26 protein-coding genes and 2 pseudogenes are annotated in these 26,111 nt (G+C 67.4%); 15 read left to right on the forward strand and 13 right to left on the reverse strand.

From position 1 onward, the window contains the following. Positions 1-53: 53 nt before the first annotated feature. Both AAG689_RS16265 and AAG689_RS16270 read left to right on the forward strand, forming a co-directional pair. Positions 54-320, forward strand: coding sequence for a BrnT family toxin (locus tag AAG689_RS16265; RefSeq protein ID WP_406622881.1), 267 nt, complete (start codon positions 54-56; stop codon positions 318-320). Between the two features lie 28 nt (positions 321-348). Next, positions 349-609, forward strand: a complete 261-nt coding sequence (locus AAG689_RS16270; protein ID WP_406622882.1) for a BrnA antitoxin family protein — start codon at positions 349-351, stop codon at positions 607-609. A gap of 56 nt (positions 610-665) precedes the next feature. Here AAG689_RS16270 and AAG689_RS16275 read toward each other — a convergent pair whose 3' ends face one another. From AAG689_RS16275 to AAG689_RS16295, 5 genes and pseudogenes are all read right to left on the reverse strand, one after another. Beyond that, on the reverse strand, positions 666-1,094 hold the full coding sequence (locus tag AAG689_RS16275; protein ID WP_406622883.1) for a hypothetical protein: 429 nt from the start codon (positions 1,092-1,094) through the stop codon (positions 666-668). After that, the gene (locus tag AAG689_RS16280) at positions 1,067-1,237 is read right to left on the reverse strand and encodes a hypothetical protein (RefSeq protein ID WP_406622884.1); all 171 of its coding nucleotides are present in this window, start codon (positions 1,235-1,237) and stop codon (positions 1,067-1,069) included. The genes AAG689_RS16275 and AAG689_RS16280 overlap by 28 nt, the downstream gene beginning before the upstream one ends. Positions 1,238-1,300: 63 nt before the next feature. Next, positions 1,301-1,531 (reverse strand): hypothetical protein, encoded by a 231-nt coding sequence (locus AAG689_RS16285; RefSeq protein ID WP_406622885.1) that lies wholly within the window; start codon positions 1,529-1,531, stop codon positions 1,301-1,303. Next, positions 1,528-2,148 carry a hypothetical protein gene (locus AAG689_RS16290; protein ID WP_406622886.1) on the reverse strand — a complete coding sequence of 207 codons (621 nt, stop codon included), beginning with the start codon at positions 2,146-2,148 and terminating at the stop codon, positions 1,528-1,530. The genes AAG689_RS16285 and AAG689_RS16290 overlap by 4 nt, the downstream gene beginning before the upstream one ends. Positions 2,149-2,334: 186 nt before the next feature. Continuing rightward, a pseudogene (locus AAG689_RS16295) lies at positions 2,335-2,664 on the reverse strand (GPO family capsid scaffolding protein); the annotation flags it as partial. Positions 2,665-2,857: 193 nt separating this feature from the next. Between AAG689_RS16295 and AAG689_RS16300 the strand changes: the two are divergent. Beyond that, entirely contained in the window at positions 2,858-4,612 is a 1,755-nt protein-coding gene (locus tag AAG689_RS16300; protein ID WP_406622887.1) for a terminase ATPase subunit family protein, read from the forward strand. 132 nt (positions 4,613-4,744) lie between these two features. On the opposite strand, the gene AAG689_RS16305 is transcribed toward AAG689_RS16300, so the two are convergent. Beyond that, on the reverse strand, positions 4,745-5,560 hold the full coding sequence (locus AAG689_RS16305; protein ID WP_406622888.1) for an IS5 family transposase: 816 nt from the start codon (positions 5,558-5,560) through the stop codon (positions 4,745-4,747). A 329-nt stretch (positions 5,561-5,889) separates the two neighbouring features. Here AAG689_RS16305 and greB point away from each other — a divergent pair, with 329 nt between their 5' ends. Then, complete coding sequence (greB, locus tag AAG689_RS16310; RefSeq protein ID WP_020226900.1) at positions 5,890-6,447, forward strand: transcription elongation factor GreB; 558 nt, start codon at positions 5,890-5,892, stop codon at positions 6,445-6,447. A 9-nt stretch (positions 6,448-6,456) separates the two neighbouring features. On the opposite strand, the gene AAG689_RS16315 is transcribed toward greB, so the two are convergent. The 4 genes and pseudogenes from AAG689_RS16315 to AAG689_RS16330 form a co-directional block, all read right to left on the reverse strand. After that, a complete protein-coding gene (locus AAG689_RS16315) occupies positions 6,457-8,667 on the reverse strand; it encodes a RelA/SpoT family protein (RefSeq protein ID WP_406622889.1) in 2,211 nt (736 codons plus the stop codon). A gap of 158 nt (positions 8,668-8,825) precedes the next feature. Continuing rightward, positions 8,826-9,029, reverse strand: a complete 204-nt coding sequence (rpoZ, locus tag AAG689_RS16320; protein WP_020226898.1) for a DNA-directed RNA polymerase subunit omega — start codon at positions 9,027-9,029, stop codon at positions 8,826-8,828. Between the two features lie 19 nt (positions 9,030-9,048). Then, positions 9,049-9,669, reverse strand: a complete 621-nt coding sequence (gmk, locus tag AAG689_RS16325; protein WP_406622890.1) for a guanylate kinase — start codon at positions 9,667-9,669, stop codon at positions 9,049-9,051. A gap of 6 nt (positions 9,670-9,675) precedes the next feature. Further along, positions 9,676-10,568 (reverse strand): annotated as a pseudogene (locus AAG689_RS16330) (YicC/YloC family endoribonuclease). A 95-nt stretch (positions 10,569-10,663) separates the two neighbouring features. Between AAG689_RS16330 and AAG689_RS16335 the strand changes: the two are divergent. The 5 genes from AAG689_RS16335 (at position 10,664) to hemW (ending at position 15,307) form a co-directional block, all read left to right on the forward strand. Beyond that, complete coding sequence (locus AAG689_RS16335; RefSeq protein WP_406622891.1) at positions 10,664-11,680, forward strand: protein kinase domain-containing protein; 1,017 nt, start codon at positions 10,664-10,666, stop codon at positions 11,678-11,680. Continuing rightward, entirely contained in the window at positions 11,677-12,579 is a 903-nt protein-coding gene (locus AAG689_RS16340; protein WP_406622892.1) for a PP2C family protein-serine/threonine phosphatase, read from the forward strand. The genes AAG689_RS16335 and AAG689_RS16340 overlap by 4 nt, the downstream gene beginning before the upstream one ends. A 33-nt stretch (positions 12,580-12,612) precedes the next feature. Further along, on the forward strand, positions 12,613-13,338 hold the full coding sequence (gene rph, locus AAG689_RS16345) for a ribonuclease PH (protein WP_406622893.1): 726 nt from the start codon (positions 12,613-12,615) through the stop codon (positions 13,336-13,338). A gap of 45 nt (positions 13,339-13,383) precedes the next feature. Then, positions 13,384-13,983 carry an RdgB/HAM1 family non-canonical purine NTP pyrophosphatase gene (rdgB, locus tag AAG689_RS16350; protein ID WP_406622894.1) on the forward strand — a complete coding sequence of 200 codons (600 nt, stop codon included), beginning with the start codon at positions 13,384-13,386 and terminating at the stop codon, positions 13,981-13,983. A gap of 100 nt (positions 13,984-14,083) precedes the next feature. Further along, positions 14,084-15,307, forward strand: coding sequence for a radical SAM family heme chaperone HemW (gene hemW, locus AAG689_RS16355; protein WP_406622895.1), 1,224 nt, complete (start codon positions 14,084-14,086; stop codon positions 15,305-15,307). A 141-nt stretch (positions 15,308-15,448) separates the two neighbouring features. Here the strand turns inward: hemW and AAG689_RS16360 are convergent, their stop codons facing one another. Together AAG689_RS16360 and AAG689_RS16365 are read right to left on the reverse strand one after the other, a co-directional pair. Then, positions 15,449-15,778 (reverse strand): I78 family peptidase inhibitor, encoded by a 330-nt coding sequence (locus AAG689_RS16360; RefSeq protein ID WP_406622896.1) that lies wholly within the window; start codon positions 15,776-15,778, stop codon positions 15,449-15,451. Positions 15,779-15,862: 84 nt separating this feature from the next. Then, positions 15,863-16,984, reverse strand: a complete 1,122-nt coding sequence (locus AAG689_RS16365) for an SPOR domain-containing protein (protein ID WP_406622897.1) — start codon at positions 16,982-16,984, stop codon at positions 15,863-15,865. 209 nt (positions 16,985-17,193) lie between these two features. Here AAG689_RS16365 and AAG689_RS16370 point away from each other — a divergent pair, with 209 nt between their 5' ends. The 6 genes from AAG689_RS16370 (at position 17,194) to AAG689_RS16395 (ending at position 23,565) form a co-directional block, all read left to right on the forward strand. Next, entirely contained in the window at positions 17,194-18,381 is a 1,188-nt protein-coding gene (locus AAG689_RS16370; protein ID WP_406622898.1) for an ABC transporter substrate-binding protein, read from the forward strand. After that, a complete protein-coding gene (locus AAG689_RS16375; protein ID WP_406622899.1) occupies positions 18,378-19,295 on the forward strand; it encodes a branched-chain amino acid ABC transporter permease in 918 nt (305 codons plus the stop codon). Before AAG689_RS16370 ends, AAG689_RS16375 begins: the two co-directional genes overlap by 4 nt. A gap of 170 nt (positions 19,296-19,465) precedes the next feature. After that, positions 19,466-20,425, forward strand: coding sequence for a branched-chain amino acid ABC transporter permease (locus AAG689_RS16380; protein WP_406622900.1), 960 nt, complete (start codon positions 19,466-19,468; stop codon positions 20,423-20,425). Continuing rightward, complete coding sequence (locus AAG689_RS16385; RefSeq protein WP_406622901.1) at positions 20,422-21,177, forward strand: ABC transporter ATP-binding protein; 756 nt, start codon at positions 20,422-20,424, stop codon at positions 21,175-21,177. The genes AAG689_RS16380 and AAG689_RS16385 overlap by 4 nt, the downstream gene beginning before the upstream one ends. Further along, positions 21,174-21,884, forward strand: a complete 711-nt coding sequence (locus AAG689_RS16390; protein ID WP_406622902.1) for an ABC transporter ATP-binding protein — start codon at positions 21,174-21,176, stop codon at positions 21,882-21,884. Before AAG689_RS16385 ends, AAG689_RS16390 begins: the two co-directional genes overlap by 4 nt. A gap of 136 nt (positions 21,885-22,020) precedes the next feature. Further along, positions 22,021-23,565 (forward strand): methyl-accepting chemotaxis protein, encoded by a 1,545-nt coding sequence (locus AAG689_RS16395; RefSeq protein WP_406622903.1) that lies wholly within the window; start codon positions 22,021-22,023, stop codon positions 23,563-23,565. A 21-nt stretch (positions 23,566-23,586) separates the two neighbouring features. Here AAG689_RS16395 and AAG689_RS16400 read toward each other — a convergent pair whose 3' ends face one another. After that, on the reverse strand, positions 23,587-25,989 hold the full coding sequence (locus tag AAG689_RS16400; RefSeq protein ID WP_406622904.1) for a catalase: 2,403 nt from the start codon (positions 25,987-25,989) through the stop codon (positions 23,587-23,589). Positions 25,990-26,111: the final 122 nt, after the last annotated feature.

Consider the following 26,111-nt stretch of genomic DNA (forward strand, 5'->3'; position numbering starts at 1 on the left):
AGGCTTGGCGCAAAGCCCTTGCATCCCAATTTAATTGGAGTTACAATAAATTCATGCAAATCGAGTTCGACGCCGACAAGAGAGAGAAGACCCTTGCCGAACGTGGACTCGATTTCGCCGATGCAGCGCAAGTGTTCGCCACCGCCACGGTGAGCTTCCCCGACCGGCGGCAAGACTATGGCGAAGACCGGTTCAACACCATCGGTTACCTGGACGGGCGCATGGTCGTCATCGCCTGGACACCGCGCGGCGCGGTTCGCCGCATCATCAGCATGAGGAAAGCCAATGAACGGGAACAAGCGCGCTACAGCCAAGCCTGAATGGACTGATCCAGACGACGCGCCAGACTTGAGCGAAGCCGATCTGAACCAAGCCACTTGGCGCATCGGCGAGCGCACCGTGAGCCCCGAGGAAGGCATGGCCGCCATGCATGCGGTCGCGCGGCGCGGTCGCCCGGCTGGCAGCACCAAGGCCGATGCCAAACAGGCCGTCACCATCCGGTACAGCCCCGAAGTGCTCGCCGCCTTCCGCGCCGCTGGCGCGGGCTGGCAAGCCCGAATGAACGACGCGCTCAAGGACTGGCTCAAAACGCATTCGCCCACGGCCTGAATGGCGGGCACTGCACAGTGCTGCTCCAGGCTGGACAGGGGAAATCGATTCATGGTTCAAACCCCCGGCAATTCGCGCTGTGATTCGGCCGCCAGCGGCTGGCCCAAGTCAGCGAAGGTGTTGGCGATGAGGGCTGTGAGCGCGGCGCGCTCGGCGGCGCTGGTAGTGGCGGTGCGGGCCTTGATGAGGCCCATGAGCGTGGACAGCCCTTCGCGGTGGTTCTTCTTGACCGCAACGCCCGTAGTTTCATAGGCATGCAGAGCTTCGGCCCATTCGATTTGCAGAGCTAGGAGCATCTCAGCCCCGTCCACATTGCCATGCGCCTTCATGCGAGCCGTGTTGATGCGTGCCAAATACATGCGGGCGCGGTCAAGCTGAATGAAAAGCGTGTCGGGGGTGGGGGTGATATCACCCCCCTGGCCTGCAAAAACAGGGCTTCTCAGCCACTTGGCCCCCATCAGCGTGACGTTTTCTGCGTGCGCCATGCTCTTTTTGTATTACGCCAATCGATACCGGCGAGGTCGGAAAGCGGCTTGAGGGGCACGTATTCGGTGCCCTCATGCTCGACAACGAGCAGTGTCAGATCGTGGAAGTGGATGAAGTTGACAGGGCGTGTGTTGATATTCATGGGCGCTCTCAAATAAATAGCTGCTTGCGCTTGTAAATAAACGGTTTGGGGCTAATTTGATAGTCAGATTCTCCTCCGCCGCATGGCCGCCCGCCGCAGCACCGAGGCCTGCGCCTGTGCGTGGCTCTCGATCACGAATCCAACGTCTGCCCGCGGCGCCGGCGGTACCCGCTGCCGGCCGAGGCGATCGAGCGCCACCACTGCCCTGCTCGGCGTCCGGCGCCGGCGTGCCGCGGCCGGGGCCGTGCTGCTCACCGGCTTGACCGTCTCGAAAATATTCAGAACGCGCTTCATGCCGCCGCCTTCCCTTCGAGCTGCTGCACGAGGTGCTGCACGGACTCGGCAAGCGCCTGCAGGGTGCCGTCGTTCACGATGTCTGCCTGTGCCTTGATGGAGCCGTGCGCCTCGCTCGTGTGCGCTGCCGTGTCCTGGGGCAGCGGATGGGCATCAGTGCGGTGCACGCGCACCACCACGCCGCCGAGCTGGCGGATGAGGTCCTCCTCCTCACGGTGGCGGAGATCCGTGAGCACGATGTGAATCCAGCCGGAGCCGAGCAGGCGCCCGGCCTTGCGGGCGGCGATGTGGACGTAATAGCTTGGCGTGTCGCGACGCATGTACGTGGCCCAGTGCTGCAGCACCCAGCGCGGGCTGCGCGGCGCGGCCAGGTCGTTGCCGCCGATCGCGGCCCAGTTGATGAAACTGGTGTCGCGGCACATGCCTGCGGCCATGCTGGGCAGCGGCAGCTCCTTGGTGTGGCGATCGGTCAGCAGGCGCACGTCCACGCCCCAGGCCTGCGCCACTTCGTCACGCAGGGCGTCAGCGAAGGCGAGGCGCGCGAAGCCCTGCTGCTGCAGGATCTCGCCGATGGTGTCTTTGCCCACGTCGGGGCGGCCCGTCAGGGCCAGGATCAAGGCTTTTTCATGGTTGCTCCGGGTCAAAAATCAGTCGCGATCGCCGGCGGCGGCGCGCTTGTGGTCGTAGGAAGGCAAGGCACGCGGCACGAAGCCGGTGAAGGGGCAAGGCGGCGCCGCCGGCGGCGGCCGCATGCGGCGGCGGGCGGTGGCTTCGATGCGCACCAGGCGGCAGGCCACGGGGTTGTCGGCAAACTTGGGGTGCACCTCGATGGAGGTGTAGATCTTCTGCTTGGCCTTGTTCATCGCCACCAGTTCGGGCAGCGGTTCGATCTGCGCGAACAGGGCGAGCTTGCCGTCTTCGACTTCGCGAGCTTCAGCAGCAAGCACATCGCCGTAGGCCTTGAACGAGCTTTCGGGATGGATGCCACGCAGGTGTTCCAGCCAGACGCGGGCGCCGTACTTCTTGGGGTTGAAGTTCTTCGCCATCTGCTGGATCCAGGCGCGCTCGATTTGGCGGCCATCGGTGGTTGCGCCTTCGGTCGCGACCCGGAAGAATTTGGATATTTGTGCCATGGTGGTGGGCTGGAAAAGCGGTTGTTGCGATTGCCGCCAATCCTGAATGCCCACCTCACACGTAGCAACGTGTTCTGGTTGTAGCTGGCTACAACCAAAAGGCCCACGGCGCCTGTTCCACGGCGACATGCCCACGCCTACGCTCGCCGGCATGCCCATTTCCGCCGTCGTTCCTGTCGTTCCCTTTTCGCTGATGCCCGCCGAGGGCATGGCGGCCGACAAGCGGCGCGCGGCGCGGCACCTGTACTGGCAGGGCTGGCGCGTCAGCTCGATCGCAGAGTACATCGGCGAGCCGCGCAGCACCGTGCAGGGCTGGAAGGATGCCGAGGAGTGGGACAAGACGCAACCCGCCCAGCGCGTGGAAGCGGCGCTGGAAACCCGACTGGTGCAGCTGGTGATGAAGGACGGCAAGACGGGCGGCGATTTCAAGGAAATCGACCTACTTGGCCGGCAGATTGAGCGGCTGGCGCGCGTGCAGCGCTATGGTGAGACGGGCAAGGAGACCGATCTGAGCCCTGCGATTGCGCGGCGCAACGCGGGGCCGAAGAAGAAGCCGGAGCGCAACCACTTCACCGAGGAGCAGCACGAGAAGCTGCTCGACGCCTTCCGCGATTCGCTGTTCGACTATCAGAAGGTGTGGTTCAGGAACAGCGAGCTGCGCACGCGCTTCATCCTGAAGTCTCGACAGATCGGCGCCACGTGGTATTTCGCGCGGGAGGCTCTGGCGGATGCGATCGCCACGGGGCGCAATCAGATTTTCTTGAGCGCGTCGAAGGCCCAGGCGCACATCTTCAAGCAGTACATCATCGCCTTCGCCCGTGAGGCCTGCGATCTGGATCTGTCGGGTGACCCGATCGTGCTCTCGAATGGGGCCACGCTCTACTTCCTGGGCACGAACGCGCTGACGGCCCAGGGCTATCACGGCAATTTCTATTTCGACGAGTGCTTCTGGACGCGCAAGTTCGCCGACCTGAACAAGGTGGCTTCGGGCATGGCGATGCACAAGCACTGGCGGAAGACCTATTTTTCTACGCCCAGCAGCATCCAGCACGAGGCCTACGAGCTGTGGAGCGGCGATCGCTTCAACAAGAAGCGGCCCAAGGATCAGCGGATCTCACTGGATCTGTCGCACGACCACCTGGCAGGCGGCTTCACCGGCGAGGACAAGATCTGGCGGCAGATCGTCACGATCGTGGATGCGATGCGCGGCGGGTGCAACCTGTTCGACATCGATGAGCTGCGGCTTGAGTACAGCGCGGAGGAGTTCGAGAACCTGCTGATGTGCGGGTTCCTCGATGACAGCTACAGCGTGTGCCCCCTGGCCGAGCTGCAGCGCTGCATGGTCGATAGCTGGGACGCCTGGGACGATGTGAAGCCGTTCAGCGCGCGCCCTTACGGCTGGCGGCCGGTGTGGGTGGGCTATGACCCGTCCCTATCGGGCGATACGGCGGCGCTGGTGGTACTGGCGCCGCCCAGCACGCCGGGCGGCAAGTTCCGCGTGCTGGAGCGGCACCAGTTCCGGGGCCTTGACTTCGAGGCGCAGGCCGAAGCCATTCGCAAGGTGACCGAGCGCTTCAACGTGGCCTTTATCGGCATGGACACGGGCGGTCTTGGCCAGTGCGTGTACCAGATCGTCAAGAAGTTCTATCCGGCGGTGCGCAGCTACCAATACAACGTCGAGGTGAAAACGCGCTTGGTGCTCAAAGCCAAGAGCGTCATCAGCAAAGGGCGGCTGGAGTTCGATGCGGGCTCTGTGGATCTCGCTCAGTCGTTCATGGCGATCAAGAAGGTGCTCACTGCCAGCGGCCGGCAGGCCACCTATGACGCGGGCCGCAACTCGGAAACAGGCCATGCCGACCTGGCCTGGGCCTGCATGCACGCGATGGATAACGAGCCGCTGGATGGTGGCGGCTTGCACAGCAATACCGGAATTCTGGAGATTTTCTGATGGCAAAAAAACGATCGCGCAAGGCCATGCACGCCACCGCTCAGGGAGCGGCCGTGCCGTCGCCCTCACCCTCGGCCGCGGGCCACATGCAGGCGTTCACGTTTGGCGATCCGGTTCCCGTACTAGAGCGTGTTATGAACTCACCCCCGTGCCCAAGGCAGGCAACGCCTTTGGCAGCATGAGGATCACGAAGATCAGGAAATGCAATCCGGCGAGCACTTCGGGCAATCTTTCATAGTCGCGGCTGAGCCTTCTGAATCGCGCCAGCCAGCCAAAGCTGCGCTCGACCACCCAGCGCCTGGGCAGCAGCACAAAGCCCTTCTTGGCCTCGGGCAGCTTGACAATTTGCAGATCAATGCCGTGCTCGCTGGCCTGCCGGTTGGGCTCTTCGCCCGTGTAGCCCTGGTCGGCCCAGGCCAGTCTCACCGTCTCGCCTGTCGCTTCCTGCACCGCCTCGCACAACGGCGCCACTTGCGCTCGCTCCTGTTTATTGGCTGGTGTGATATGGACGGCCAGCAAATGCCCCAGCGTATCGACGGCCATGTGCACTTTCGAGCCGTTGCGCCGCTTGTAACCATCGTAGCCAGCACGCGGACCACTCTCACAGCTCGATTGCAAGGTGCGTCCATCCAAGACTGCCGCACTGGGCTGGCCCTGGCGTCCTTGCGCCACGCGAATGACCGAGCGAAGGTCGTTGGCCATTGCCTCAAAGCATCCTGCTTGCAACCAGCGGCGTGTTTGCTGATAGACCGCCTCCCACAGCGGGAAGTCCCCAGGCAGCATGCGCCAGGGCGCACCCGCACGGGCCATCCAGCGCAAGGCATTGAACACTTCGCGCAGTTCGTGCCGGCGTTGCGCTGCCTTCTCGTCGATCAGTGCCAGGTACGGCGCCGCGAAGCCCCACTCCTCATCCGTGACATCCGTGGGGTACTGCTTGCGCCTTGCCATGTGGCGAATCTACCGCACGCGCTATCAAGTTCATAACACGCTCTAGAGAGAGTGGCCACGGCCGGCGGATGGGAAGACCCTACGGGGGCCTTCTTGGGCTGCGTGAGATCTGCGTAAGTCGTCCGAGCAGCACCCAGCAGCTCTATGCAGAACTGCGGGGTTGTGGGCGCCCTAAGTCGTTGATTTAAAAGATGGCCGCTTGATCTGGCTGGGCTACGAACCAAGGGGTCGTGGGTTCGATTCCTGCCAGCGCACCAAACGGTAAGCCCTGGAACTGCAAGGTTCCAGGGCTTTTTCGTTGCGCCAGCACTTTCAGGCACGATAGCGCCATGAGCAAAGCCTTCACCAAGGAAACCGACGAGGCCGACGACGAGCCAGCCCTGCCCGCTGGCATCCCCCTGGGCGGCAAGAACTACATCACGCCCCAGGGCTACGCCCGGCTGCGCGCCGAGTTGCTGACATTGATCGACGAAGAACGCCCCAAGGTCGTCGAGGTGGTCCACTGGGCCGCCAGCAATGGCGACCGCTCGGAAAACGGCGACTACCTGTATGGCAAGAAGCGTCTGCGGGAAATCGACCGGCGCATCCGCTTCCTCACGAAGCGGCTGGAAATCGCCGAGGTCGTGGACCCTTCGCTGCACGCCGGCAGCGACCAGGTGTTCTTCGGGGCGACGGTCGCTTACATCGATGACGAGGGCGTGGAGCGCACCGTGACCATCATGGGCGTGGACGAAGCCGACAACAGCCTGCACCAGATCAGTTGGATATCGCCCGTGGCGCGCGCGCTGCTCAAGGCGCGCGAAGGCGATGAGGTATCGCTGCAGACGCCCGCCGGAGCGCGCACGTTGGAAATCCTGTCCGTGCGCTACCCGGAACCGGGCGCCTGAATCTCCGCACTACGCGGGCTGCGGCAGCACCCTGAACGCCCGCAGCACGGACTGCGTGCGGCGCAGGTTGCGCAGCACCGTTTCCATGTGCGCGAGGTCCCGCACGGCCACGACGAAGCGCAGGTCGATGGTATCCATCGCATCGTCCATGTCCACACGCACGATGTCGGCCTCGGAACTGGCCAGCTCCGAGGCGATGCGTGCCAGCACGCCCTTGCCGTTGCTCACGGTGACGGTGATCGTCGTCTCGAACATGCGCGTGGGCTCGTCGGACCAGTCCACTGCGATGAAGCGCTCCCCATCCTTGTGCTGCAGCTTCTTGGCCACGCCGCACTGGGCGTGGTGCACCACCAGCCCCTCGCCGCGCCCCAGATAGCCCACGATGGGATCGCCGGGCACGGGCCGGCAGCAAGGCGCGTATTGCACGGAAGCGTTCTCACTGCCATCGAGCGTGATACTGCCCTGCGAGACGTTCTCGTGGGAACTGTAGCGCTCGCGGGTCAGTAGCAGCGCATCAGGCCGCTGGCCGTCTTCTGTCAGCAGCAACACCAGCCGCTTGGCCACGATGTTGGCGATGCGCTTGCCCAGGCCGATATCGGTCATCAGTTCCGCTCGGCTGCGGCTGCCGGTGAAGCGCAGCAGTTTTTCCCAGAGGGCCGCATGTGTTTGCGCGTCGGGCAATTGCTCCATGCCTTCGGCACGCAGCGCCTGGGTGAGCAGTTTCTCCCCCAGCCCCGCCGACTCGCTCTGCGCCATGTTCTTGAGGTAATGCCGGATCTTCGAGCGCGCACGACCCGTGCGCACGAAGGCTAGCCAGGCCGGGTTGGGCCGTGCGCCCTGCTTGGTGACGACCTCGACCACGTCGCCGTTCTTGAGCTCGGTGCGCAAGGGCACCTGCTCGTTGTTGATGCGCGCCGCCGTGGTGCGGTCGCCCACGTCGCTGTGGATGGCATAGGCGAAATCCACGGCGGTGGCACCGCGCGGCAGCGCGAGGATCTGGCTCTTGGGCGTGAACACGTAGACCGCATCCGGGAACAGGTCCACCTTGACGTGATCCCAGAACTCCGCTGCATCGCGTGTTTCGTTCTGGATGTCGAGCAGCGACTGCAGCCACTTCGTGCCCAGCCGCTCGGCCACCGTGCCGTCCGTCTCCTGTGCCTTGTAAAGCCAGTGGGCGGCCACACCCGCCTCGGCCACGACGTGCATCTCTTCGGTGCGCACCTGGAATTCGACGTTCAGCCCTGCCGGCCCCACGAGCGTGGTGTGCAGCGACTGGTAACCGTTGAGCTTGGCGATCGCGATGTGGTCCTTGAACTTGCCCGGCACGGGCTTGTACATCTGGTGCAACACGCCCAGGGCGGTGTAGCAGTCCGTCACCGTGGGCACGATGATGCGAAAGCCGTACAGGTCCGTCACCTGGGCGAAGCTCAGGTGCTTGGCGTCCATCTTCTGGTAGATGGCGAAGAGCGTCTTCTCACGCCCCGCCAGGCGCACCGCCATGCCCTGGCGGGCGAAGGCCGCGTCCACCTCTGCCTGCACCTTCTGCACGATGTCGCGCCGGCGATTGCGCGACTTGGCAACCGCCTTGGCCAGCGTCGCATAGCGCCAGGGATGCAGGTGGCGGAATGCCAGGTCCTGCAGTTCGCGGTAGGTCTGGTTCAGGCCGAGCCGATGGGCGATGGGGGCGTAGATTTCCAGCGTTTCCGACGAGATACGGTGCCACTTGCTGCGCGGCATGTCCGACAGCGTGCGCATGTTGTGCGTACGGTCGGCCAGCTTGATGAGGATGACGCGTACGTCACGCGCCATGGCCAGCAGCATCTTGCGGAAGGATTCGGCCTGGTTTTCCTCGCGGGTGTTGAACTGCAGCTTGTCGAGCTTGGTCAGGCCATCGACCAGTTCGGCCACCGGCGCGCCGAAGCGGTCGATCAGGTCGGCCTTGGTGATGCCGCAGTCCTCCATGGCATCGTGCAGCAGGGCCGCCATGAGGGCCTGCACGTCGAGCTTCCAGCTCGCGCACAGCGCGGCCACCGCAATGGGGTGCGTGATGTAGGGCTCGCCGCTGCTGCGCAACTGGCCCAGGTGTGCCGCATCGGCATAGCGGTATGCCTGGCGCACCTGCTCGATGCTGGCGCTGTCCAGGTAGTCGAGCTTTTCCAGAAGCGCGGCGAAGCTCGCCGCCGCGGCATTGGCCGCCGCGGCGGATGAGCTGTTTGGCACGGCGGGCTCCGTCTGCGCACTGCCGGCGCCCCCTTTTTCACGACCACGTCCATGCCTTTAATGTAGCGTGTCAGACAACCGGCGACAGGCGGGCAAAAAAGCACCGCCTCTGCGGTGCTTTCTCTGCCCGGTAGTGCGGGCGCGTGGCGTCTCTAGGTTCAGCCGGGCACTTTCTTCAGCATTTCCAGGCCGACCTTCCCGGCGGCGATCTCGCGCAACGCCGTCACCGCGGGCTTGTTGCGGCTTTCAATCTTGGGGGCATGGCCCTGGCTCAGCATGCGGGCGCGGTACGTGGCGGCCAGCACCAGTTGGAAGCGGTTGGGAACGTTTTCGAGGCAGTCTTCCACGGTAATGCGGGCCATTGGGTCTCTCCGGGGCGATTCAGGGGATGTTGAGCGATTCGAACGTGTCGGCCCGAGCGCGGCGCTGGGCGGTGTACTTGAGGCGCTGGGCATGGACGATGGTCTTCAGGTCAAAGAGCGCCCGTTCGAAAACCTCGTTAATTATAACGAAGTCGAATTTCTCGACCTGCGCCATCTCGTCGGCCGCATTGCGCAGGCGCATCTCGATCACGTCCGGCGCGTCCTCGCCGCGCCGCTCCAGGCGCGAGCGCAACTCCTCCCAGCTCGGCGGCAGGATGAAGATCAGCACGGCGTTCACGAAGGCCTGCTTGATCTGCAGCGCGCCCTGGAAGTCGATCTCCAGCACCACGTCGGCGCCGTGCGCAACGCGCTCCTCAATCACCTTGCGCGAGGTGCCGTAGCGCCGTCCGTGCACGTTGGCCCACTCCACGAAGCCGTTGGCCAACACCATGGCGTCGAACTCCTGCTCCGAGGCGAAGAAGTATTCTCGCCCGTGCTTTTCCTGCCCGCGCGGAGCGCGCGTGGTGTGGGACACCGAGGGCTGCACGTGCGAGTCCAGTTCCAGCAGCGCCTTGACCAGGCTGGATTTGCCCGCTCCGCTGGGAGCCGAGACGACGAAGAGGTTTCCGGGATAGTCCATGTTGAATTATTCGATGTTCTGCACCTGCTCGCGCATCTGCTCGATGAGCACCTTCATGTCCACGCTGATGCGCGTGAGCTCCATGGCTGCGGACTTGGAGCCGAGGGTGTTGGCCTCGCGGTGCAGTTCCTGGATGAGGAAGTCCAGGCGCTTGCCGATCTCGCCACCCTTCTTGAGCAGGCGCTCGATCTCGTCCAGATGGGCCTGCAGCCGGGTGATTTCCTCTGCCACGTCGATGCGGATGGCAAAGGCCGTGGCCTCGGTCAGGGCACGGTCCTGGGCGGCTTCGGGCACAGCGGCGCCTTCGGCCAGCTGCATGGCCTCGCGCCAGCGTTCCATGAAGCGCTGGCGCTGCTGTTCCACGAGCTGCGGCACCAGCGGGCCGGCCTGCTGCGCCAGGGCCCGCAACTGGCCCAGGCGGTCGTGCAGCATGGCGGCCAGGCGCTCGCCCTCGCGTGCCCGGTCGGCGACCAGGTCGTCCAGCGCCTGCCGCGCCAGGGCCGGGAGCGATTCGCTCCAGTCCTGGGCGGGTGCGCTGGCGTTGGCGCACAGGCGCAGTGCGTCGGCCACGGACAGGGGGCGGCGTCGGGCAACCAGGAACGCACGGCGTCCTGCACGGCGCTCACGCGCTGCAGCAGGCGCGGCGCGGGCTCGGCCAGGGTGGTGGCGCCGTCCGCATCCACGAAGGCGCGCACCTCGACCTTGCCGCGCTTGAGCTGCGCCGTGAGCAGGGCGCGCAGCGCCGGCTCGTGGGCGCGCAGCTCATCGGACAGGCGGAACGCCAGGTCGAGGAAACGGCTGTTGACGGAGCGTATCTCCAGGCCCAGGCGGCGGCCCTGTCCGTCCTTGTCATCCCCTGCCGCGGCTACGCCTCGCTGCGCGCTGGCGTATCCGGTCATGCTGTAAACTGCCATTGGACTTTTCGGTGGTGGATTGCTTGCAATCCGGCGATTATCCGGGTTCGCTCGCTGCGCCCGCGTCTTCCTCGCTCCCTATGTCAAAAATCAAGCCGGCTCCCCTGCCCCCCGATACCGTGATCGGCGGCTACCGCGTGGTGCGCAGGCTGGCTTCCGGCGGCTTTGGCGTGGTGTATCTCGCCGTGGATGCCGAGGGCCAGCAGGTCGCCATCAAGGAATACATCCCTGCATCGCTGGCCACGCGCGCGCCGGGCGAACTGCTGCCCAAGGTGCCGCCCGAAAAGCTTTCGCTCTACCGCCTGGGCCTCAAGAGCTTCTTCGAGGAAGGGCGCTCGCTGGCGCAGATCTCGCACGCCTCGGTGGTGAGCGTGCTCAATTTCTTCCGCGAGAACGAAACCGTCTACATGGTGATGAACTACCTGGAGGGCGCGACCCTGCAGGATTTCATCATCACCGCGCGCGACCTCAAGACGCAGAAGGTGTTCCGCGAGTCCACCATCCGCTCGCTGTTCGACGAGGTGCTGCGCGGCCTGCGCATCGTGCACCAGCACAAGATGCTGCACCTGGACATCAAGCCGGCCAACATCTTCATCACCGACGACAACAAGGCTGTGATGATCGACTTCGGCGCCGCGCGCGAGGTGCTGTCCAAGGAAGGCAACTTCATCCGCCCCATGTACACGCCCGGCTTCGCCGCGCCCGAGATGTACCGCCGCGACGCGCAGATGGGCCCGTGGACGGACATCTACGCCATCGGCGCCTGCATCTACGCCTGCATGCAGGGCTTTCCGCCCAACGAGGCGCCGCAGCGCCAGGAGAAGGACCGCCTGTCGCTCGCGCTCAACAAGCTGCGCGGCATCTACTCCGACAACCTGATCGAGGTGGTGGAGTGGTGCATGGCGCTCGACCCGCTGTCGCGCCCGCAATCGGTCTTCGCGCTGCAAAAGGAGCTGAGCCGCGAGGGCGAGCGCCGCTATACCAAGCTGTCGGTGGCCGAGAAGGTGCGCATGCAGTTCGACACCCTGGTTTCCGACAACCGCAAGAGCGCGCCCAAGGCGACGGACGCCTCCGGCCTCGCGGCCCGTCCCAAATGAAGTTCTCCGTCTTCCAGATCAGCCGTCGCGGCGGGCGCGAGAAGAACGAAGACCGCATGGGCTACTGCTACACGCGCGAGTGCGGCCTGTTCGTGCTGGCCGACGGCATGGGCGGCCACCCGCAGGGTGAGGTGGCGGCGCAGATCGCCATCCAGACGGTCTCGTCCATGTTCCAGCGCCAGGCCCGGCCGGCGCTGCAGGACGCGGGCGAGTTCCTCACCTCCGCGCTGCTGGCGGCGCACCACCAGATCCTGCGCTACGCCAGCAGCAAGGGCATGCTGGACACGCCGCGCACCACGCTGGTGGCGGCGGTGGTGCAGGAGGGCCGCGCCCACTGGGTCCACTGTGGCGACTCGCGCCTCTATGTGGTGCGCGCCGGCGACCTGCTCACGCGCACGCGCGACCACTCCTACCTGGAGCTGCGCAACGCCGCCATCCCAGGCCTGGAGCGCGTGAACCGCAACGTGCTGTTCACCTGCCTGGGCTCGCCCACCAAGCCCATCTACGACCTGAGCGGCCCCGTCCTGCTGGAGCAGGGTGACCGCATCCTGCTGTGCTCCGACGGCCTGTGGGGCGCGCTGGACGACGACGCCATCGTCCGCGGCCTGGGCCGCCAGGCCGTGTCCAACGCGGTGCCCGACCTGGTGGAGGACGCGCTGCGCGCCGCCGGCGACACCAGCGACAACGTCACCGTGGTGGCCATGGAGTGGGAGACGCCGGACGCGTTCGAGTCCACCCAGGGCGTGTCCACCGAGAGCATCAGCGACGACGTGTTCGAATCCACCATCCAGGCCGAACCCCTCGACGGCTTCGTGGACGACCTGGACGACGAGGCCATCGAGCGCTCCATCGCCGAGATCAACGAAGCCATCCGCCGCTCTGCTTCCAAAAAACCGTGAACCGCCCCCGGGGCCGTTCGCCGAAAGACACCCATGACCTTTGAACGCAGCGGCCAGCGCGCCGCCAGCGCCCTGCGCCCCATCCGCATCACGCGCCGCTACACCATGCACGCCGAGGGCGCGGTGCTCATCGAATTCGGCCACACCCGCGTGCTGTGCACTGCCTCGGTCGAGGAGAAGGTGCCCCCGCACCAGCGCGGTTCTGGCTGCGGCTGGGTGACGGCCGAATACGGCATGCTGCCGCGCTCCACCCACAAGCGCAGCGACCGGGAGGCCGCGCGCGGCAAGCAGAGCGGGCGCACACAGGAGATCCAGCGCCTCATCGGCCGCAGCCTGCGCGCGGTGTTCGACCTGAAGGCCTTGGGCGAGCGCACCATCCACCTGGACTGCGACGTGATCCAGGCCGACGGCGGCACGCGCACTGCCGCCATCACCGGCGCCTGGGTGGCCGCGCACGACGCGGTGGCCGCGCTGCTGGCGGCGGGCAAGATCGCCACCTCACCCATCACCGGCGCGGTGGCGGCCGTGTCGGTCGGCATCGTGCAGGGCACGCCGCTGCTCGACCTGGAATACGTGGAAGACGTGGCGTGCGACACCGACATGAACGTGGTGATGACCGGCGCCGGGCACTTCGTGGAAGTGCAGGGCACGGCCGAAGGCGCGGCCTTCTCGAAGGGCGAGCTGAACGCACTGCTGGCGCTGGCCGAGCAAGGCATCGCCGAGCTGGTCGCGCTGCAACAGCAATCGCTTCGGAATTAATAGCTGCCAGCGCTTGCATATCAAGCGCTAGAGGCCAAAATGACCATGAAACTCGTTCTTGCATCCAACAACAAGGGCAAGCTCGCCGAGCTGCAAACCATGCTGGCGCCGCTGGGCGTGCAGCTCATCGCGCAGGGCGAGTTGGGCGTGGGCGAGGCCGAGGAGCCGTTCCACACCTTCGTCGAGAACGCGCTGGCCAAGGCGCGCTACGCCTGCGCGCACACCGGCCTGCCCGCGCTGGCCGACGACGCGGGCCTGTGCATCCACGCCTTTGGCGGCCTGCCCGGCGTGCAGACGGCCTACTACGCCACGCAGTTCGGCTATGAGAAGGGCGACGCCAACAACGTGCGCGCGCTGATCGAGCAGATGGAAGGCATCGACGACCGCCGCGCCGCCATGGTCAGCACCCTGGTCGCCGTGCGCAGCCCGCAGGACCCCGAGCCGCTGATCGCCGTGGGCCGCGTGGCCGGCGAGATCGCGCACGCGCCGCGCGGCACGGGCGGCTTCGGATTCGACCCGGTGATGTTCATCCCCGAATTCGGCAAGACCTTCGCCGAGCTGCCCACCGAGGTGAAAAACGCCCACAGCCACCGCGGCCGCTCCGCACAGCAGATGCTGGCGCTGATCCGCGAACATTGGCTATGAAAAAGAGAGCTGCTTGCGCTTGCTACTCAATGGTTTCATATGGTTTTCCCACAGAAACCCTTGCTAAACAAGCGCAGCCAGCTATTATTTTGAGAGCCCGATGACCGTCCCCATCGTCCCTGCGCCGCAATCCCTGCCTCCGCGCGACGTGCAGCATTACATGCGTCCCGGCCTGCTGCAGCTGTCCAGCCTGCCGCCGCTGTCGCTGTACGTGCACATCCCCTGGTGCCTGCGCAAGTGTCCCTACTGCGACTTCAACTCGCACGAGGCGCGCGGCGACGTGCCCACCGCCCGCTACCTCGACGCGCTGATGGCCGACCTTGAAGCCGCCCTACCCCTCGTCTGGGGCCGCACCGTACACAGCATCTTCATCGGCGGCGGCACGCCCAGCCTGTTCGCACCCGAGGCCATCGACCGGCTGCTGGCCGACATCCGCGCGCGGCTGCGGCTCGACGCGGGCTGCGAAGTCACGCTGGAGGCCAACCCCGGCACCTTCGAGAAGGAGCGCTTCCGCGCCTACCGCAGCGCGGGCGTCACGCGCCTGTCCATCGGCGTGCAGAGCTTCGACGACCGGCACCTGCAGGCCATCGGCCGCGTGCATGATCGCGCCCAGGCCCTGGCCGCCGTGGAGGAAGCCGCCGCGTCGTTCGACACCTTCAACCTCGACCTGATGTACGCCCTGCCCGGCCAGACGCTGGACGGACTGGAGCAGGAGGTGCGCACCGCGCTTGCGCTCGCGCCGCCGCACCTGTCCATCTACCACCTGACCGTGGAGCCCAACACCTGGTTCGCCAAGCACCCGCCGCCGCTGCCCGAGGAAGACACGGCCTACGCGATGCTCGACCGCATTACCGAACTGACGGCCCTGCACGGCCTGCGGCGCTACGAAGTCTCGGGCTATGCGCGCGAAGGCCACCAGTGCCTGCACAACACCAACTACTGGCAGTTCGGCGACTACCTGGGCATCGGCGCGGGCGCGCACAGCAAGCTGAGCTTCGCGCACCGCATCATGCGGCAGGTGCGCCTGCGCGACCCGCAGCGCTACATGCAGGGCGCGCTGGCCGGCCAGGCCATCGCCCAGGACGACGAGGTGCGCCGCGCCGACCTGCCGTTCGAGTTCATGCTGAATGCGCTGCGCCTGCGCGAAGGCTTCGCGCTGCAGGACTTCACCGCCCGCACGGGGCTGCCGCTCACGGCCATCGCCCAGGGGCTGCAGGAGGCCGAGGCGCGGGGCCTCGTCGAGCGCGACATGGAGCGGGTGCGCCCCACCGAGCGCGGCTTCGATTTCCTCAGCGACCTGCAGTCGCTGTTCCTCGGGGATTGAAATGCCCCCCTGAGCAGTTGCGCCGCTTCCCCCGCTCTCTACGCGCTTTGCGCTGCGGGCAGGGGGACGCCGCCCGTGCGGCGGGACGGCCCTTGCACGGCGGCCCTGACTTGGGACGCGCCCGTTTCAATCGGATATGAATCAGCCGCAGCGCGCGGCGGTGATCTTGCCGCTGCCGTCCACCTCCAGGTTCAACCGCTGGGCGTCGAACTCCATCGTGACCGGCTGGCCCTTGTGCAACACGCGGGCCATGCGGGCGCCGGCGCGCACGCGCGCCTCCTCCAGCACCTTGGCCGTGCCGTTCTTGCCCAGCGCCCACTGCGCGGCCTGCGTGTCGCACGTGCCGCCCACGGGCGCGGTGCTCGCGCCGATCGGCGGCGGCGCGGGCGTTGCCGCCGGGCCCACCGACGAGCAGCCCGATACCAGTGCCAACGCCGCCGCGGCGGCCGCCGCCCAGGAAATCTTGCGCATAGTCACATCCTCCCGATGAAAAAAGCCGCACCTTAGCGCGGTGTGTGCGCCGCCGCCGTCACGATAGGTAACGCCCCCGGCCCGTCACTCCACGGCCGCCGCCGCGTCCAGCCCCAGCGTGCGCACCTGCGCCGCCGCCGCGTTGGCCTGCGCCGCCGAGGCGAACGGCCCCACCCGCACGCGCTGCAGCCGCTTGCCGTCGGCTCGCGCCACGGACTGCACGGTGGATGGCAGCCCGGCCTGGCGCAGCCGCGCATGCGCACGGCGGGCGTTGGCCGGGTCCGCGAACAGGCCCACGTTGATGTAGAGCTTGCGCTGCGCCGCCGCCTGCGTCTGCCTGGCAGGCGGCACAGCGCGCTTGGCGGGAGCCAACGCAGACGCGGGCTGCGCCACGGGTGCGGGGAGCGTCTCCTGCACCGGGGGCGCAGGCGCGGCGTCCACCACCGCCGCAGGCACGGCGGGCTCCGGCGCCGCGCCGCTGCCGCTCTCTGCCTGCGGCGGCGGCACGGCGGCCGCATCGGCCACCGGCGTGCCGGACGGCATGGGCAAGGCATCCATGCGTTCGGCCGGACGGGCGGGAGGCTGCGGGGGCGGCATGGCCGGCGCCTGTGCCTGGGCTTCGTCCGTCCGCGGGGCATCGCCCTGGAACAGGGCCCAGGCCACCGCCGCCGCCAGCAACAGCGCTCCGCCCAGCGCCGCCGTCCAGGCCAGCCGCCGCCGGCTGCTGGCATGGCGGTCCAGCAGGTCCATCGCCTCGCGCAGGGTGGGCGCGGACGCCACCGCGCGGTCGATCCGCCGCCGCACGTCGGCATGCAGCAGCGCGTCGCCATACAGTCCCGGCAGCCCGCACGCCACCAGCAGCCCGGCCAGCGCCAGGCCCGCCAGCATCGGTGGCGGCAGCGCCAGCCATTGGTGCCCGGCCGTGAACAGCAGCAGCGCGGCCGCGGCCAGCGCCGCCAGGTACACCAGCGCCGCCCGCCACAGGCGGCGGAACGCCAGCCAGCCCAGCGGACACAGCGCGGCCGCCGTGTTCCAGCCGGGCAGCACGCGGCCCGTCGCGTCCAGCCGTTCGAAGGCGGCCAGATAGTGCGCCACATTCACGGGGCCCAGCGCGGCCCGGTACAGCGACGGCGCGACGCTGGTGTATTCCGGTTCGGTGCGGGGCGGCGCTGCGGCGTGCGCCGCATAGGCGGGGCGGGCTTGCATGCGCGCATTCTGGCACGACTATCAAAAAAGTAGCTGCTTGCGCTTGGCTGGCAAGCGCTGGAGGCCGATTTCACACAGATTTTCCAGGCCGGCGGCCACGCCGGTGTGGTGCGCAGGTAGCGCACTTTTTTCCGGCCCCGCCTGCAACCACCGGTAAGCTACGGCGTTTTACGCCCACTTACGACCCCGAGTTTTCAGGAGCATCCCGCATGAGCAAGCCCCCCGCCCCCCTGCGCCTGGCCGTTGTTGCCACCGCCGCCCTGTGCCTGGCCGCCACCGCGCAGGCCGCCGACAAGGTGAAGATCGGCCTGCTCAGCACGCTCTCGGGGCCGGGCGCCGGGCTGGGCGTGGACATCCGCGATGCCTTCCAGCTCGCCGTGAAGCAGAACGGCGGCAAGCTCGGTGGCCTGCCGGCCGAGGTCATCGTGGCCGATGACCAGCAGAGCCCCGACGCGGCCAAGCAGACGGCCGACCGCATGGTCAAGCGCGACAAGGTCGATTTCATGACCGGCATCGTCTTCTCCAACGTCATGCTGGCCGTCGGCCAACCGGTGTTCCAGTCCAAGACCTTCTACATCAGCGCCAACGCCGGCCCTTCGCAGCTCGCGGGCGCGCAATGCAACCCGTATTTCTTCAGCGCCTCCTATCAGAACGACAACCAGCACGAGGCCGCGGGCCAGACGGCGCAGGACAAGGGCGCCAGGAAGGTCGCGCTGCTCGCACCCAACTACCCGGCGGGCAAGGATGCGCTGGCCGGCTTCAAGCGCTACTTCAAGGGCGAGGTGGCGCTGGAGATGTACACGCCGCTGTCGCAGCTCGACTACGGTGCGGAGCTGTCGAAGATGCGCGCCTCGGACGCCGACGCGGTCTACATCTTCCTGCCCGGCGGCCTGGGCGTGAACTTCATCAAGCAGTTCGTGGGCACAGGGTTATCCAAGGACATGACGCTTTACGGCCCCGGCTTCTCGGCCGACGAGGACGTGATCCGCGCCGTGGGCGAGCCCATGCTGGGCATGTTCAACACCTCGCAATGGGCGCACGACCTGGACAACGCGGCCAACAAGCGCTTCGTGGCCGACTTCCAGAAAGAATACGGCCGCCTGCCCACGCTCTACTCCTCGCAGGGCTACGATGCGGCGCGCCTGATCGACGCCGCCGTGCGCGACGTGAAGGGCAACCTGGCCGACAAGGAAGCCGTGCGCCGCGCGCTCAAGGCGGCGAAGTTCGACTCGGTGCGCGGCCCGTTCAAGTTCGGCCCCAACCAGTTCCCCATCCAGGACTACTACCTGCGCGTCATCACCAAGGACAGCCAGGGCCGCATCACCAACCGCACGGTGGCGCCCATCTTCAAGAACCACGGCGACGCCTACGCGTCTGAATGCAAGATGCCCGCATGACGGGCATCCTGGTGCTGGAGCAGGCCCTCAACGGCCTGCAGTTCGGCCTGATGCTCTTCCTGCTGGCGGCGGGGCTGACGCTGGTGTTCGGCATCATGGACATGATCAACCTCGCGCACGGTTCGCTCTACATGGTGGGCGCGTACCTCATCGCCACCTGCGCTGCGGCCTCGAGCTCGTTCTGGATCGGGCTGGCTGCGGGCATCGCCGCCACGGCGGTGATCGGCGTGCTGCTGGAAGTGACCGTGCTGCGCCGCCTGTACCAGCGCGACCACCTGTCGCAGGTGCTGGGCACCTTCGCCATCCTGCTCATGGCCAACGAGGCGGTGCGCATGGTCTGGGGCTCGCAGCCGGTGCCGCTCAATCCGCCCGAGTCGCTGGCGGGGCCGGTGGAGCTGCTGCCGGGCTTCTCGTACCCGGCCTACCGGCTGTTCATCATCGGTGTGGGGCTGGCGGTGGCGCTGCTGCTGTACCTGCTGGTCACGCGCACGCGCGTGGGCATGCAGGTGCGCGCGGGCGCCTCCAACCGCGAGATGGCGCTGGCCATGGGCGCCAACGTGCGCGGCCTGTTCACCGCGCTGTTCGCGCTGGGCGCGGCCCTGTGCGCGGTGGCGGGCGGCATGCTGGGGCCACTCTTGGCGGTGCAGGTGGGCATGGGCGAGAGCATCCTGATCCTGGCCTTCGTGGTCATCGTGATCGGCGGCATCGGCTCCATCCGCGGCGCGCTGCTGGGCGCGCTGCTGGTGGGCGTAGTGGATACGGCGGGGCGCACGCTGGTGCCCATGCTGTTCGGCCGACTCATGGGGCCGGAGGCAGCCTCCAGCGCCGGGCCGGCCGTGGCTTCGATCCTGATCTACGTGCTCATGGCCGCCGTGCTGTTCTGGAAGCCCAAGGGCCTTTTCCCTACGCATTGAGATGAAACACCCCCTGAGTCGCTTCGCGCCTTCCCCCTCTCTCTACGCGCTTCGCGCTATGGGAGGGGGACGCAGCCAGCGCGGCGGGGCGGCCCTTGCGCGGCTGCCTGCGCCTGGGCCGCGCCGGTTTCACGCGATGCGGGTGGCGCGCAGCGCTATGGATAACTGATATGACGTCTCTTCTGGACCACCGGCTGCGCCCCGCCGTCGCCGTGCCGCTGCTGGTGCTGCTGGCCCTGGTGCCCACCATCGCCGGCGCGCTGGGCGAGGATTTCTACGTGGGCGTGGCCAGCCGCGTGCTGGTCTTCGCGCTGGCCGCTGCCAGCCTCAACTTGGTGCTGGGCTTCGGCGGCATGGTCAGCTTCGGCCACGCGGCCTTCGTGGGCGTGGGAGCCTACACCGTGGGCATCCTCATGCAGGAGGCGGGCATCACCTCCGCCTGGGTGGCCTGGCCGCTGGCGTTCGTGGCGGGCGGGCTGTTCGCCTGCGTGGTGGGGCTGGTCAGCCTACGCACGCAGGGCGTGTACTTCATCATGATCACGCTGGCCTTTGCGCAGATGCTGTACTACCTGATGGTGTCGCTCAAGGCCTATGGCGGCGAGGACGGGCTGCCCTTGCCCGCGCGCTCGCAGGTCGGGCTGGGCATCGACCTGGCCGACGACGCGCAGTTCTATTACGTGGTGCTGGCCGTGTTCGCGCTAGTCTTTCTCGTGCTCTGGCGCCTGCTGAACGCCCGCTTCGGCCACGCGCTGCAGGGCATCCGCGAGAACGAGACGCGCATGGAGGCCATCGGCTTTCCCGTGTACCGTTACAAGCTCGCGGCCTTCACGCTGGCCGGGGCTATCGCCGGACTGGCGGGGGCGCTGCTGGCCAACCAGGGCAGCTTCGTCAGCCCCGCCATGCTGCAGTGGAGCCAGTCGGGCATGCTGCTGGTGATGGTGATCCTGGGCGGCGTGGGGCACCTCTATGGCCCGCTGGCGGGCGCGGCGCTGTTCCTGCTGCTGGAAGAGGTGCTGGTGGCCTACACCATCCACTGGCAGTTCGGCCTGGGCGCGGTGCTGCTCGCCGTGGTGCTGCTGGCGCCCAACGGCCTGCTGAGCCTGGCGCAGCGCAAGGGAGCCGCCGCATGACGGGCGAGCTGCTGCGCATCGACAACCTCGTCAAGCGCTTCGGCGGGCTGGTGGCGACCGACCACGCCAGCCTCACCGTGCAAGCGGGCGAGATCCACGCGCTGATCGGCCCCAACGGCGCGGGCAAGACCACGCTGATCCACCAGCTCTCGGGCGCGCTCGCGCCCACCTCGGGCCGCATCCACTTCGCCGGGCAGGACGTGACCGGCCTGCCCATGCACACGCGCGCGCAACGGGGCCTGGTGCGCTCCTACCAGATCACCAGCGTGTTCAAGCGCCTGCCGGTGCTGGACAACATCGCTCTGGCCCTCCAGTCGCGCGAGAAGGCGGGCTTCTGGCGCCCGGCGCGGGCCAATCGCGCGCGCTACGCGGCAGCAGCCGCCGTGGCCGAGCGCGTGGGCCTGGGCGCGCAGTTGCAGCGGCCCGCCGGCGCTCTGTCGCATGGCGAGCAGCGCCAGCTCGAAGTGGGCCTGGCGCTGGCGCTGCAGCCGCAACTGCTGCTGCTCGACGAACCCATGGCCGGCATGGGCCCGCACGAGGCCGAGCGCATGGTGGCGCTGCTGCAATCGCTGCGCGGCAGTACCACGCTGCTGCTGGTGGAACACGACATGGACGCCGTCTTCCGCCTGGCCGACCGCATCTCCACCCTGGTCTTCGGCCGCGTGATCGCCAGCGGCCCCCCCGCCGAGATCCGCGAGCACCCCGAGGTGCGCCGCGCCTACCTGGGCGACGAACTGCCGGAGGCCGCATGACCGCCTTGCTGGAAGTGCAGGATCTGGAAACCGCCTACGGCAGCAGCCAGGTGCTGTTCGGCGTGCACCTCGCCATCGCCCAGGGCGAGGCCGCAACGCTGCTGGGCCGCAACGGCATGGGCAAGACCACCACGGTGCGTTCGCTGCTCGGCCTCACGCGCCCGCGCGGCGGCAGCGTGCGCTTCCTGGGTGAGCGCATCGACGGCTTGCCGCCCGACCGCATCGCGCGCCGCGGGCTGGCCATCGTGCCCGAGGGGCGGCAGATCTTCCCCAACCTCTCGGTGCGCGAGAACCTGCTGGCCTTCGCCGCCCAGCGCAACGCCAGCAGGGAGCCCTGGACGCTGGAGCGCGTCTACCACCTGTTCCCGCGCCTGGCCGAGCGCCAGCGCAACATGGGCAACCAGCTCTCGGGCGGCGAACAGCAGATGCTGGCCATCGGCCGCGCGCTGATGACCAACCCGCATCTGCTGATCCTCGACGAAGCCACCGAGGGCCTGGCGCCGCTGGTGCGCGAGGAGATCTGGCAGTGCCTGGCGACCCTGCGTGCGCAAGGCCAGACGCTGCTGGTGATCGACAAGTACGTGCAGCGCCTCATCCGCCTGGCCGACCGCCACACCATCATCGAGCGCGGGCGCGTGGCGTGGCAGGGTACTTCGGCCGCGCTGGATGCCGACCACGGACTGTGGCAGCGCTACGTCGGTGTGTGATGGGCGACCCGGCACGCCGGGCCAGCCTGCGCGGTCCTATGTTTCTCATCCTTGGAAACACTAAATTCTTATATTCGCAATTAACGATATGATGAATTGAGACCCGCCATCGGTGGGAAATTGGCCCCAGTTCCCCATGAGATTCACCACACGTCTGATCCTTTGCGCCGTCGCTCCGGCGAGCCTCTTCGTCCTTGCACTGGGCACCAGCCTGTGGGGCCTCGTGCGCACGCAGAACGACTTCAACAGCTACATTGGCACCGAGCAGGCCGTGGCGACAGGCCTGTCGGAACTCTATGCCCAGGGCCTGCAGAGCGGGCAGGCGCTGCGCAACATCCTGCTGGACCCCAGCAACTCCAAGGCCTACGACAACTTCACCGCGGCGCGCGAAGCCTTCGACCAAGCCTACGCCGCCACGCAGCAAAGCGCCAAGGGCACGGCCTTCGAGGAAGGCATCGCGTCGCTGGCCACTTTGCGCAGCAACCAGTTCGCCGTGCAGGACCAGGTGCAGACGCTCGCGCGCAGCGACAGCGCAGCCGCGGTGACGCTGCTCAACACCCAGGAAACGCCGGCCTGGCGCTCGCTGCGGGGCGCATTGCTGCAGCAGCTCGACGGAGCGCGCAAGACTGCCGCCGCCGCGAACGACGCCACCCAGACGCGCGCCGGGCGCATGCAGACGGCAGCCACGGCACTCGCGCTGCTCGCCGTGGCCGTGGCCGTGGCGCTCACCGTCGTGATGGTGCGCACGCTGCAGCGCGAGCTGGGCGGCGACCCTGCGCAGGCCCGTGCGGCATTGAGCCGGGTGGCGGAAGGCGATCTCACCGCTACCGCCGATGCGGAACAAAACACGGTGGGCCTGATGGCCGACCTGTCGCGCATGCAGTCCAGCCTGCGGCGGCTGGTGGCGCAGGTGCGCGACTCCACGGTCAGCATCACCCACGCCTCCACCGAGATCGCGCAAGGCAACAGCGATCTGTCGACGCGCACCGAGAGCCAGGCCAGCGCGCTGGAGGAGACGGCCGCGTCGATGGAAGAGCTGTCGTCCACCGTGCACCAGAACGCCGACAACGCGCACCAGGCCAACCGGCTGGCGCTCGATGCCTCGACAGTGGCTACGCAGGGCGGCGAGGTGGTGGCACAGGTGGTCGACACCATGCGCGGCATCAACGACAGCTCCCGCAAGATCGCGGACATCATCGGCGTGATCGACGGCATCGCGTTCCAGACCAACATCCTGGCGCTCAACGCCGCCGTGGAAGCGGCGCGCGCGGGTGAGCAGGGTCGGGGTTTCGCCGTGGTGGCGAGCGAGGTGCGCAGCCTGGCACAGCGCAGCGCAGAGGCGGCCAAGGAGATCAAGGGCCTCATCACGACCAGCGTGGAGCGGGTCGAGGAAGGTACGCAGCTCGTGGACAAGGCCGGCGCGACGATGACCGAAGTGGTGACGGCCATCCGGCGGGTGACGGACATCATGGGCGAGATCAGCGCGGCCAGCAGCGAGCAGAGCACAGGGGTGGCCCAGATCGGCGAAGCCATCACCCAGATGGACCAGGTGACGCAGCAGAACGCGGCGCTGGTGGAACAGAGCGCCGCGGCGGCGGCCAGCCTCAGGACCCAGGCGCAGGAGCTGCTCCACGCCGTGGCGGCCTTCCGCCTCGATGCGGCGGAAGGCGCCCGGGCATGACGGGCCTATTGCCGCACGCTTCTACGCGCCCTTCTCGCGAGAGAAATCGCGCGGCGCGCTGAGGCCCATCAGGAACGCGTCCAGATCTGCCTGTGCCCCGCTCTCGCTGCGGATCAGCGCGGGGTCTGTGGGCTCAGCCGCCTCCAGGCCGGCAGGGGCCAATGCCTGGTCCAGCAGCCCCGTCGCGGCACCGATGGCGAGGATGGGCTTGCAGTGGCGGTACTGGTCGCGGATGAAATCGCCCACGTGGTCGTCGCGCTGCAGCGCTTTGGCCCCGGCCTGTCCGCCTGCGATCACCAGGCCGTCGAACAGGAAGCCGGGCGAGTTCTCGGTGGAGGCATCGGCATTGAGCACGCTGCCGTCCGCCAGGGTCAAACGACCGATCCGGCTGGCCACGAAGCGGCCGACGGCGCCGCGCTCCAGCAGCGACTGCTGCAGCGCATGCACCGCGGTGCCATCGCTGCCCTGCGCGACAAGGATGGCGACCTTGCGCCCCGCGATCGAGCCATCACCAGGACGTGCCAGCAGAGACAGCGCGTCGGACCGCGTCACCTCGGGCTCCGTCACCGCTTCCGTGGCCAGCGGCATGGCGGGCGGCAGCGTGTCCATACCCAGCCCCTCGGCCACGGACTGGGCCAGTGCATCGGACACGTTGCGCAGCGAAGACACCATGCGCTGGCGGATGGCCGGCACGGTGACCTTGCTGAGCTCGAAACGGAAGGCCGCGGCAATGTGGGCCTGCTCCGCAGGGGTCTGGCTGTCGAAGAACAGCCGCGCCTGGGCATAGTGCTCCGCGAACTTCTCGGGCTTGGCGCGGATCTTGGGCTCCATATCCTGGACATCGCCACGCGCCGCGACCGACATGAAACCATGGGCCGCCCCCGCCTGGAAGGGGCAGCCGCCCGCGAGGGAGTTGGGCTCGTAGGACACCCGGCCGCGGGCAATGGCCTGCCGGTGCATGCCGTCGCGCTGGTTGTTGTGCACGGGCGCGATAGGAGCGTTGATGGGCAGTTCGTGGAAATTCGGGCCGCCCAGGCGCGACAGCTGCGTGTCGATGTAGGAATGCAGGCGCCCCGCCATCAGGGGATCGTTGGTGAAGTCGATGCCGGGAATCACGTTGGCAACGCAAAACGCCACCTGCTCCGTTTCAGCAAAGAAGTTGTCCGGATTGCGGTTGAGCGTGAGGCGCCCTACGGTGCGCAGCGGCACCAGTTCCTCGGGGACGATCTTGGTGGCGTCGAGGATGTCGAAGCTGAACCCCGCGGCCTGCTCCTCGGTGAACACCTGCACCGCCAGGTCGTATTGCGGATACGCGCCCGACTCGATGCGCTCCCACAGGTCGCGCCGATGGAAGTCCGGGTCGGCACCCGAGATCTTGACGGCCTCGTCCCATACCAGCGAATGGGTGCCTGCGACGGGCAGCCAGTGGAATTTCACGAAACGGGACTCGCCTTCGGCGTTCACGAACCGGAACGTGTGCACCCCGAATCCCTGCATGGTGGCGTAGCTGCGGGGGATGGCGCGGTCCGACATCACCCACATGAGCATGTGGGTGGACTCGGGCATGAGCGAGACGAAGTCCCAGAACGTGTCGTGCGCGCTGGCGGCCTGGGGCATCTGGTGGTGCGGCTCGGGCTTGACCGCGTGGACCAGGTCAGGGAACTTCATCGCGTCCTGGATGAAGAACACGGGCATGTTGTTGCCCACCAGGTCCCAGTTCCCCTCCTCGGTGTAGAACTTCACCGCGAAGCCCCGCACGTCGCGCGCGGTGTCCTTGGAGCCGCGCTCGCCCTGCACGGTGGAGAAGCGCACGAACACGGGCGTGACCTTGCCCGCATCCTGCAGCGGCGCCGCGCGCGTCAGGTCCGCCAGGGACTGGGTACATTCGAAAATGCCATGGGCTCCAGAGCCTCGCGCGTGCACGATCCGCTCCGGAATGCGCTCGTGGTCGAAGTGGGTGATCTTCTCGCGCAGGATGAAGTCTTCCATCAGCACCGATCCGCGCAGGCCGGCCTTCAAGGAGTTCTGGTTGTCGGCAATGCGCACGCCCTGGTTGGTGGTGAGCATGCGGTCCGAGGAGTCGACGCGCACCCGGTCCATCGAATCCATCGTGCTGTTGACGCCTTCCAGCGCCGCGCCTCCAACCTTGGCGTTGTGGGTGCTTTCCGTGAGAGTGCTGGCCGTGGGCAGCCGCGAGCCGGCCGAAGCCACCGCGCCCGCGGCAGTGGCCAGGCCGTTGGATTCGCCGTGCTCCAGCGCCTTGGTGCTGTTGTAGGGGATCGCGGATGCCAGCTCCTGCGTTTCGGATGCCTTCACGGCGGCCGGGTCGGAGACTTCGACGGGCGCGGGGCTGCCAGGGCCGCTGTCCGTGTTGCGCGCAGCGGCTTCGGCCGCCACGGCGTCCCACTGTTGCTGTTGTTTCATGGACCATGCTCCTAGTTCGTGGAGCCGTAAAACTAGGGGCTGCGGATGCCGTGCCTTGTAGGAAGTGGAGCCGATTCCAGGCGTGCGGAGCCGGCGCGGGAATACCGGTTGCGGCTTACCAT

The sequence above is a fragment of the Acidovorax sp. SDU_ACID1 genome (assembly GCF_045291395.1).
Lineage (GTDB): Bacteria > Pseudomonadota > Gammaproteobacteria > Burkholderiales > Burkholderiaceae_C > MR-S7.

Excerpts from the sequence above, each read along its gene's own strand:
- AAG689_RS16340 (WP_406622892.1), top strand. The coding sequence starts at position 11,677 with ATGAAGTTCTCCGTCTTCCAGATCAGCCGTCGCGGCGGGCGCGAGAAG.
- AAG689_RS16400 (WP_406622904.1), bottom strand. The coding sequence starts at position 25,989 with ATGAAACAACAGCAACAGTGGGACGCCGTGGCGGCCGAAGCCGCTGCG.
- AAG689_RS16380 (WP_406622900.1), top strand. The coding sequence starts at position 19,466 with ATGACGTCTCTTCTGGACCACCGGCTGCGCCCCGCCGTCGCCGTGCCG.
- AAG689_RS16360 (WP_406622896.1), bottom strand. The coding sequence starts at position 15,778 with ATGCGCAAGATTTCCTGGGCGGCGGCCGCCGCGGCGGCGTTGGCACTG.
- AAG689_RS16370 (WP_406622898.1), top strand. The coding sequence starts at position 17,194 with ATGAGCAAGCCCCCCGCCCCCCTGCGCCTGGCCGTTGTTGCCACCGCC.
- AAG689_RS16385 (WP_406622901.1), top strand. The coding sequence starts at position 20,422 with ATGACGGGCGAGCTGCTGCGCATCGACAACCTCGTCAAGCGCTTCGGC.
- gmk (WP_406622890.1), bottom strand. The coding sequence starts at position 9,669 with ATGGACTATCCCGGAAACCTCTTCGTCGTCTCGGCTCCCAGCGGAGCG.
- AAG689_RS16300 (WP_406622887.1), top strand. The coding sequence starts at position 2,858 with ATGCCCGCCGAGGGCATGGCGGCCGACAAGCGGCGCGCGGCGCGGCAC.
- AAG689_RS16375 (WP_406622899.1), top strand. The coding sequence starts at position 18,378 with ATGACGGGCATCCTGGTGCTGGAGCAGGCCCTCAACGGCCTGCAGTTC.
- AAG689_RS16265 (WP_406622881.1), top strand. The coding sequence starts at position 54 with ATGCAAATCGAGTTCGACGCCGACAAGAGAGAGAAGACCCTTGCCGAA.
- AAG689_RS16335 (WP_406622891.1), top strand. The coding sequence starts at position 10,664 with ATGTCAAAAATCAAGCCGGCTCCCCTGCCCCCCGATACCGTGATCGGC.
- hemW (WP_406622895.1), top strand. The coding sequence starts at position 14,084 with ATGACCGTCCCCATCGTCCCTGCGCCGCAATCCCTGCCTCCGCGCGAC.
- AAG689_RS16365 (WP_406622897.1), bottom strand. The coding sequence starts at position 16,984 with ATGCAAGCCCGCCCCGCCTATGCGGCGCACGCCGCAGCGCCGCCCCGC.
- rpoZ (WP_020226898.1), bottom strand. The coding sequence starts at position 9,029 with ATGGCCCGCATTACCGTGGAAGACTGCCTCGAAAACGTTCCCAACCGC.
- AAG689_RS16275 (WP_406622883.1), bottom strand. The coding sequence starts at position 1,094 with ATGGCGCACGCAGAAAACGTCACGCTGATGGGGGCCAAGTGGCTGAGA.
- AAG689_RS16390 (WP_406622902.1), top strand. The coding sequence starts at position 21,174 with ATGACCGCCTTGCTGGAAGTGCAGGATCTGGAAACCGCCTACGGCAGC.
- rph (WP_406622893.1), top strand. The coding sequence starts at position 12,613 with ATGACCTTTGAACGCAGCGGCCAGCGCGCCGCCAGCGCCCTGCGCCCC.
- AAG689_RS16395 (WP_406622903.1), top strand. The coding sequence starts at position 22,021 with ATGAGATTCACCACACGTCTGATCCTTTGCGCCGTCGCTCCGGCGAGC.
- AAG689_RS16280 (WP_406622884.1), bottom strand. The coding sequence starts at position 1,237 with ATGAATATCAACACACGCCCTGTCAACTTCATCCACTTCCACGATCTG.
- AAG689_RS16305 (WP_406622888.1), bottom strand. The coding sequence starts at position 5,560 with ATGGCAAGGCGCAAGCAGTACCCCACGGATGTCACGGATGAGGAGTGG.
- AAG689_RS16285 (WP_406622885.1), bottom strand. The coding sequence starts at position 1,531 with ATGAAGCGCGTTCTGAATATTTTCGAGACGGTCAAGCCGGTGAGCAGC.
- rdgB (WP_406622894.1), top strand. The coding sequence starts at position 13,384 with ATGAAACTCGTTCTTGCATCCAACAACAAGGGCAAGCTCGCCGAGCTG.
- greB (WP_020226900.1), top strand. The coding sequence starts at position 5,890 with ATGAGCAAAGCCTTCACCAAGGAAACCGACGAGGCCGACGACGAGCCA.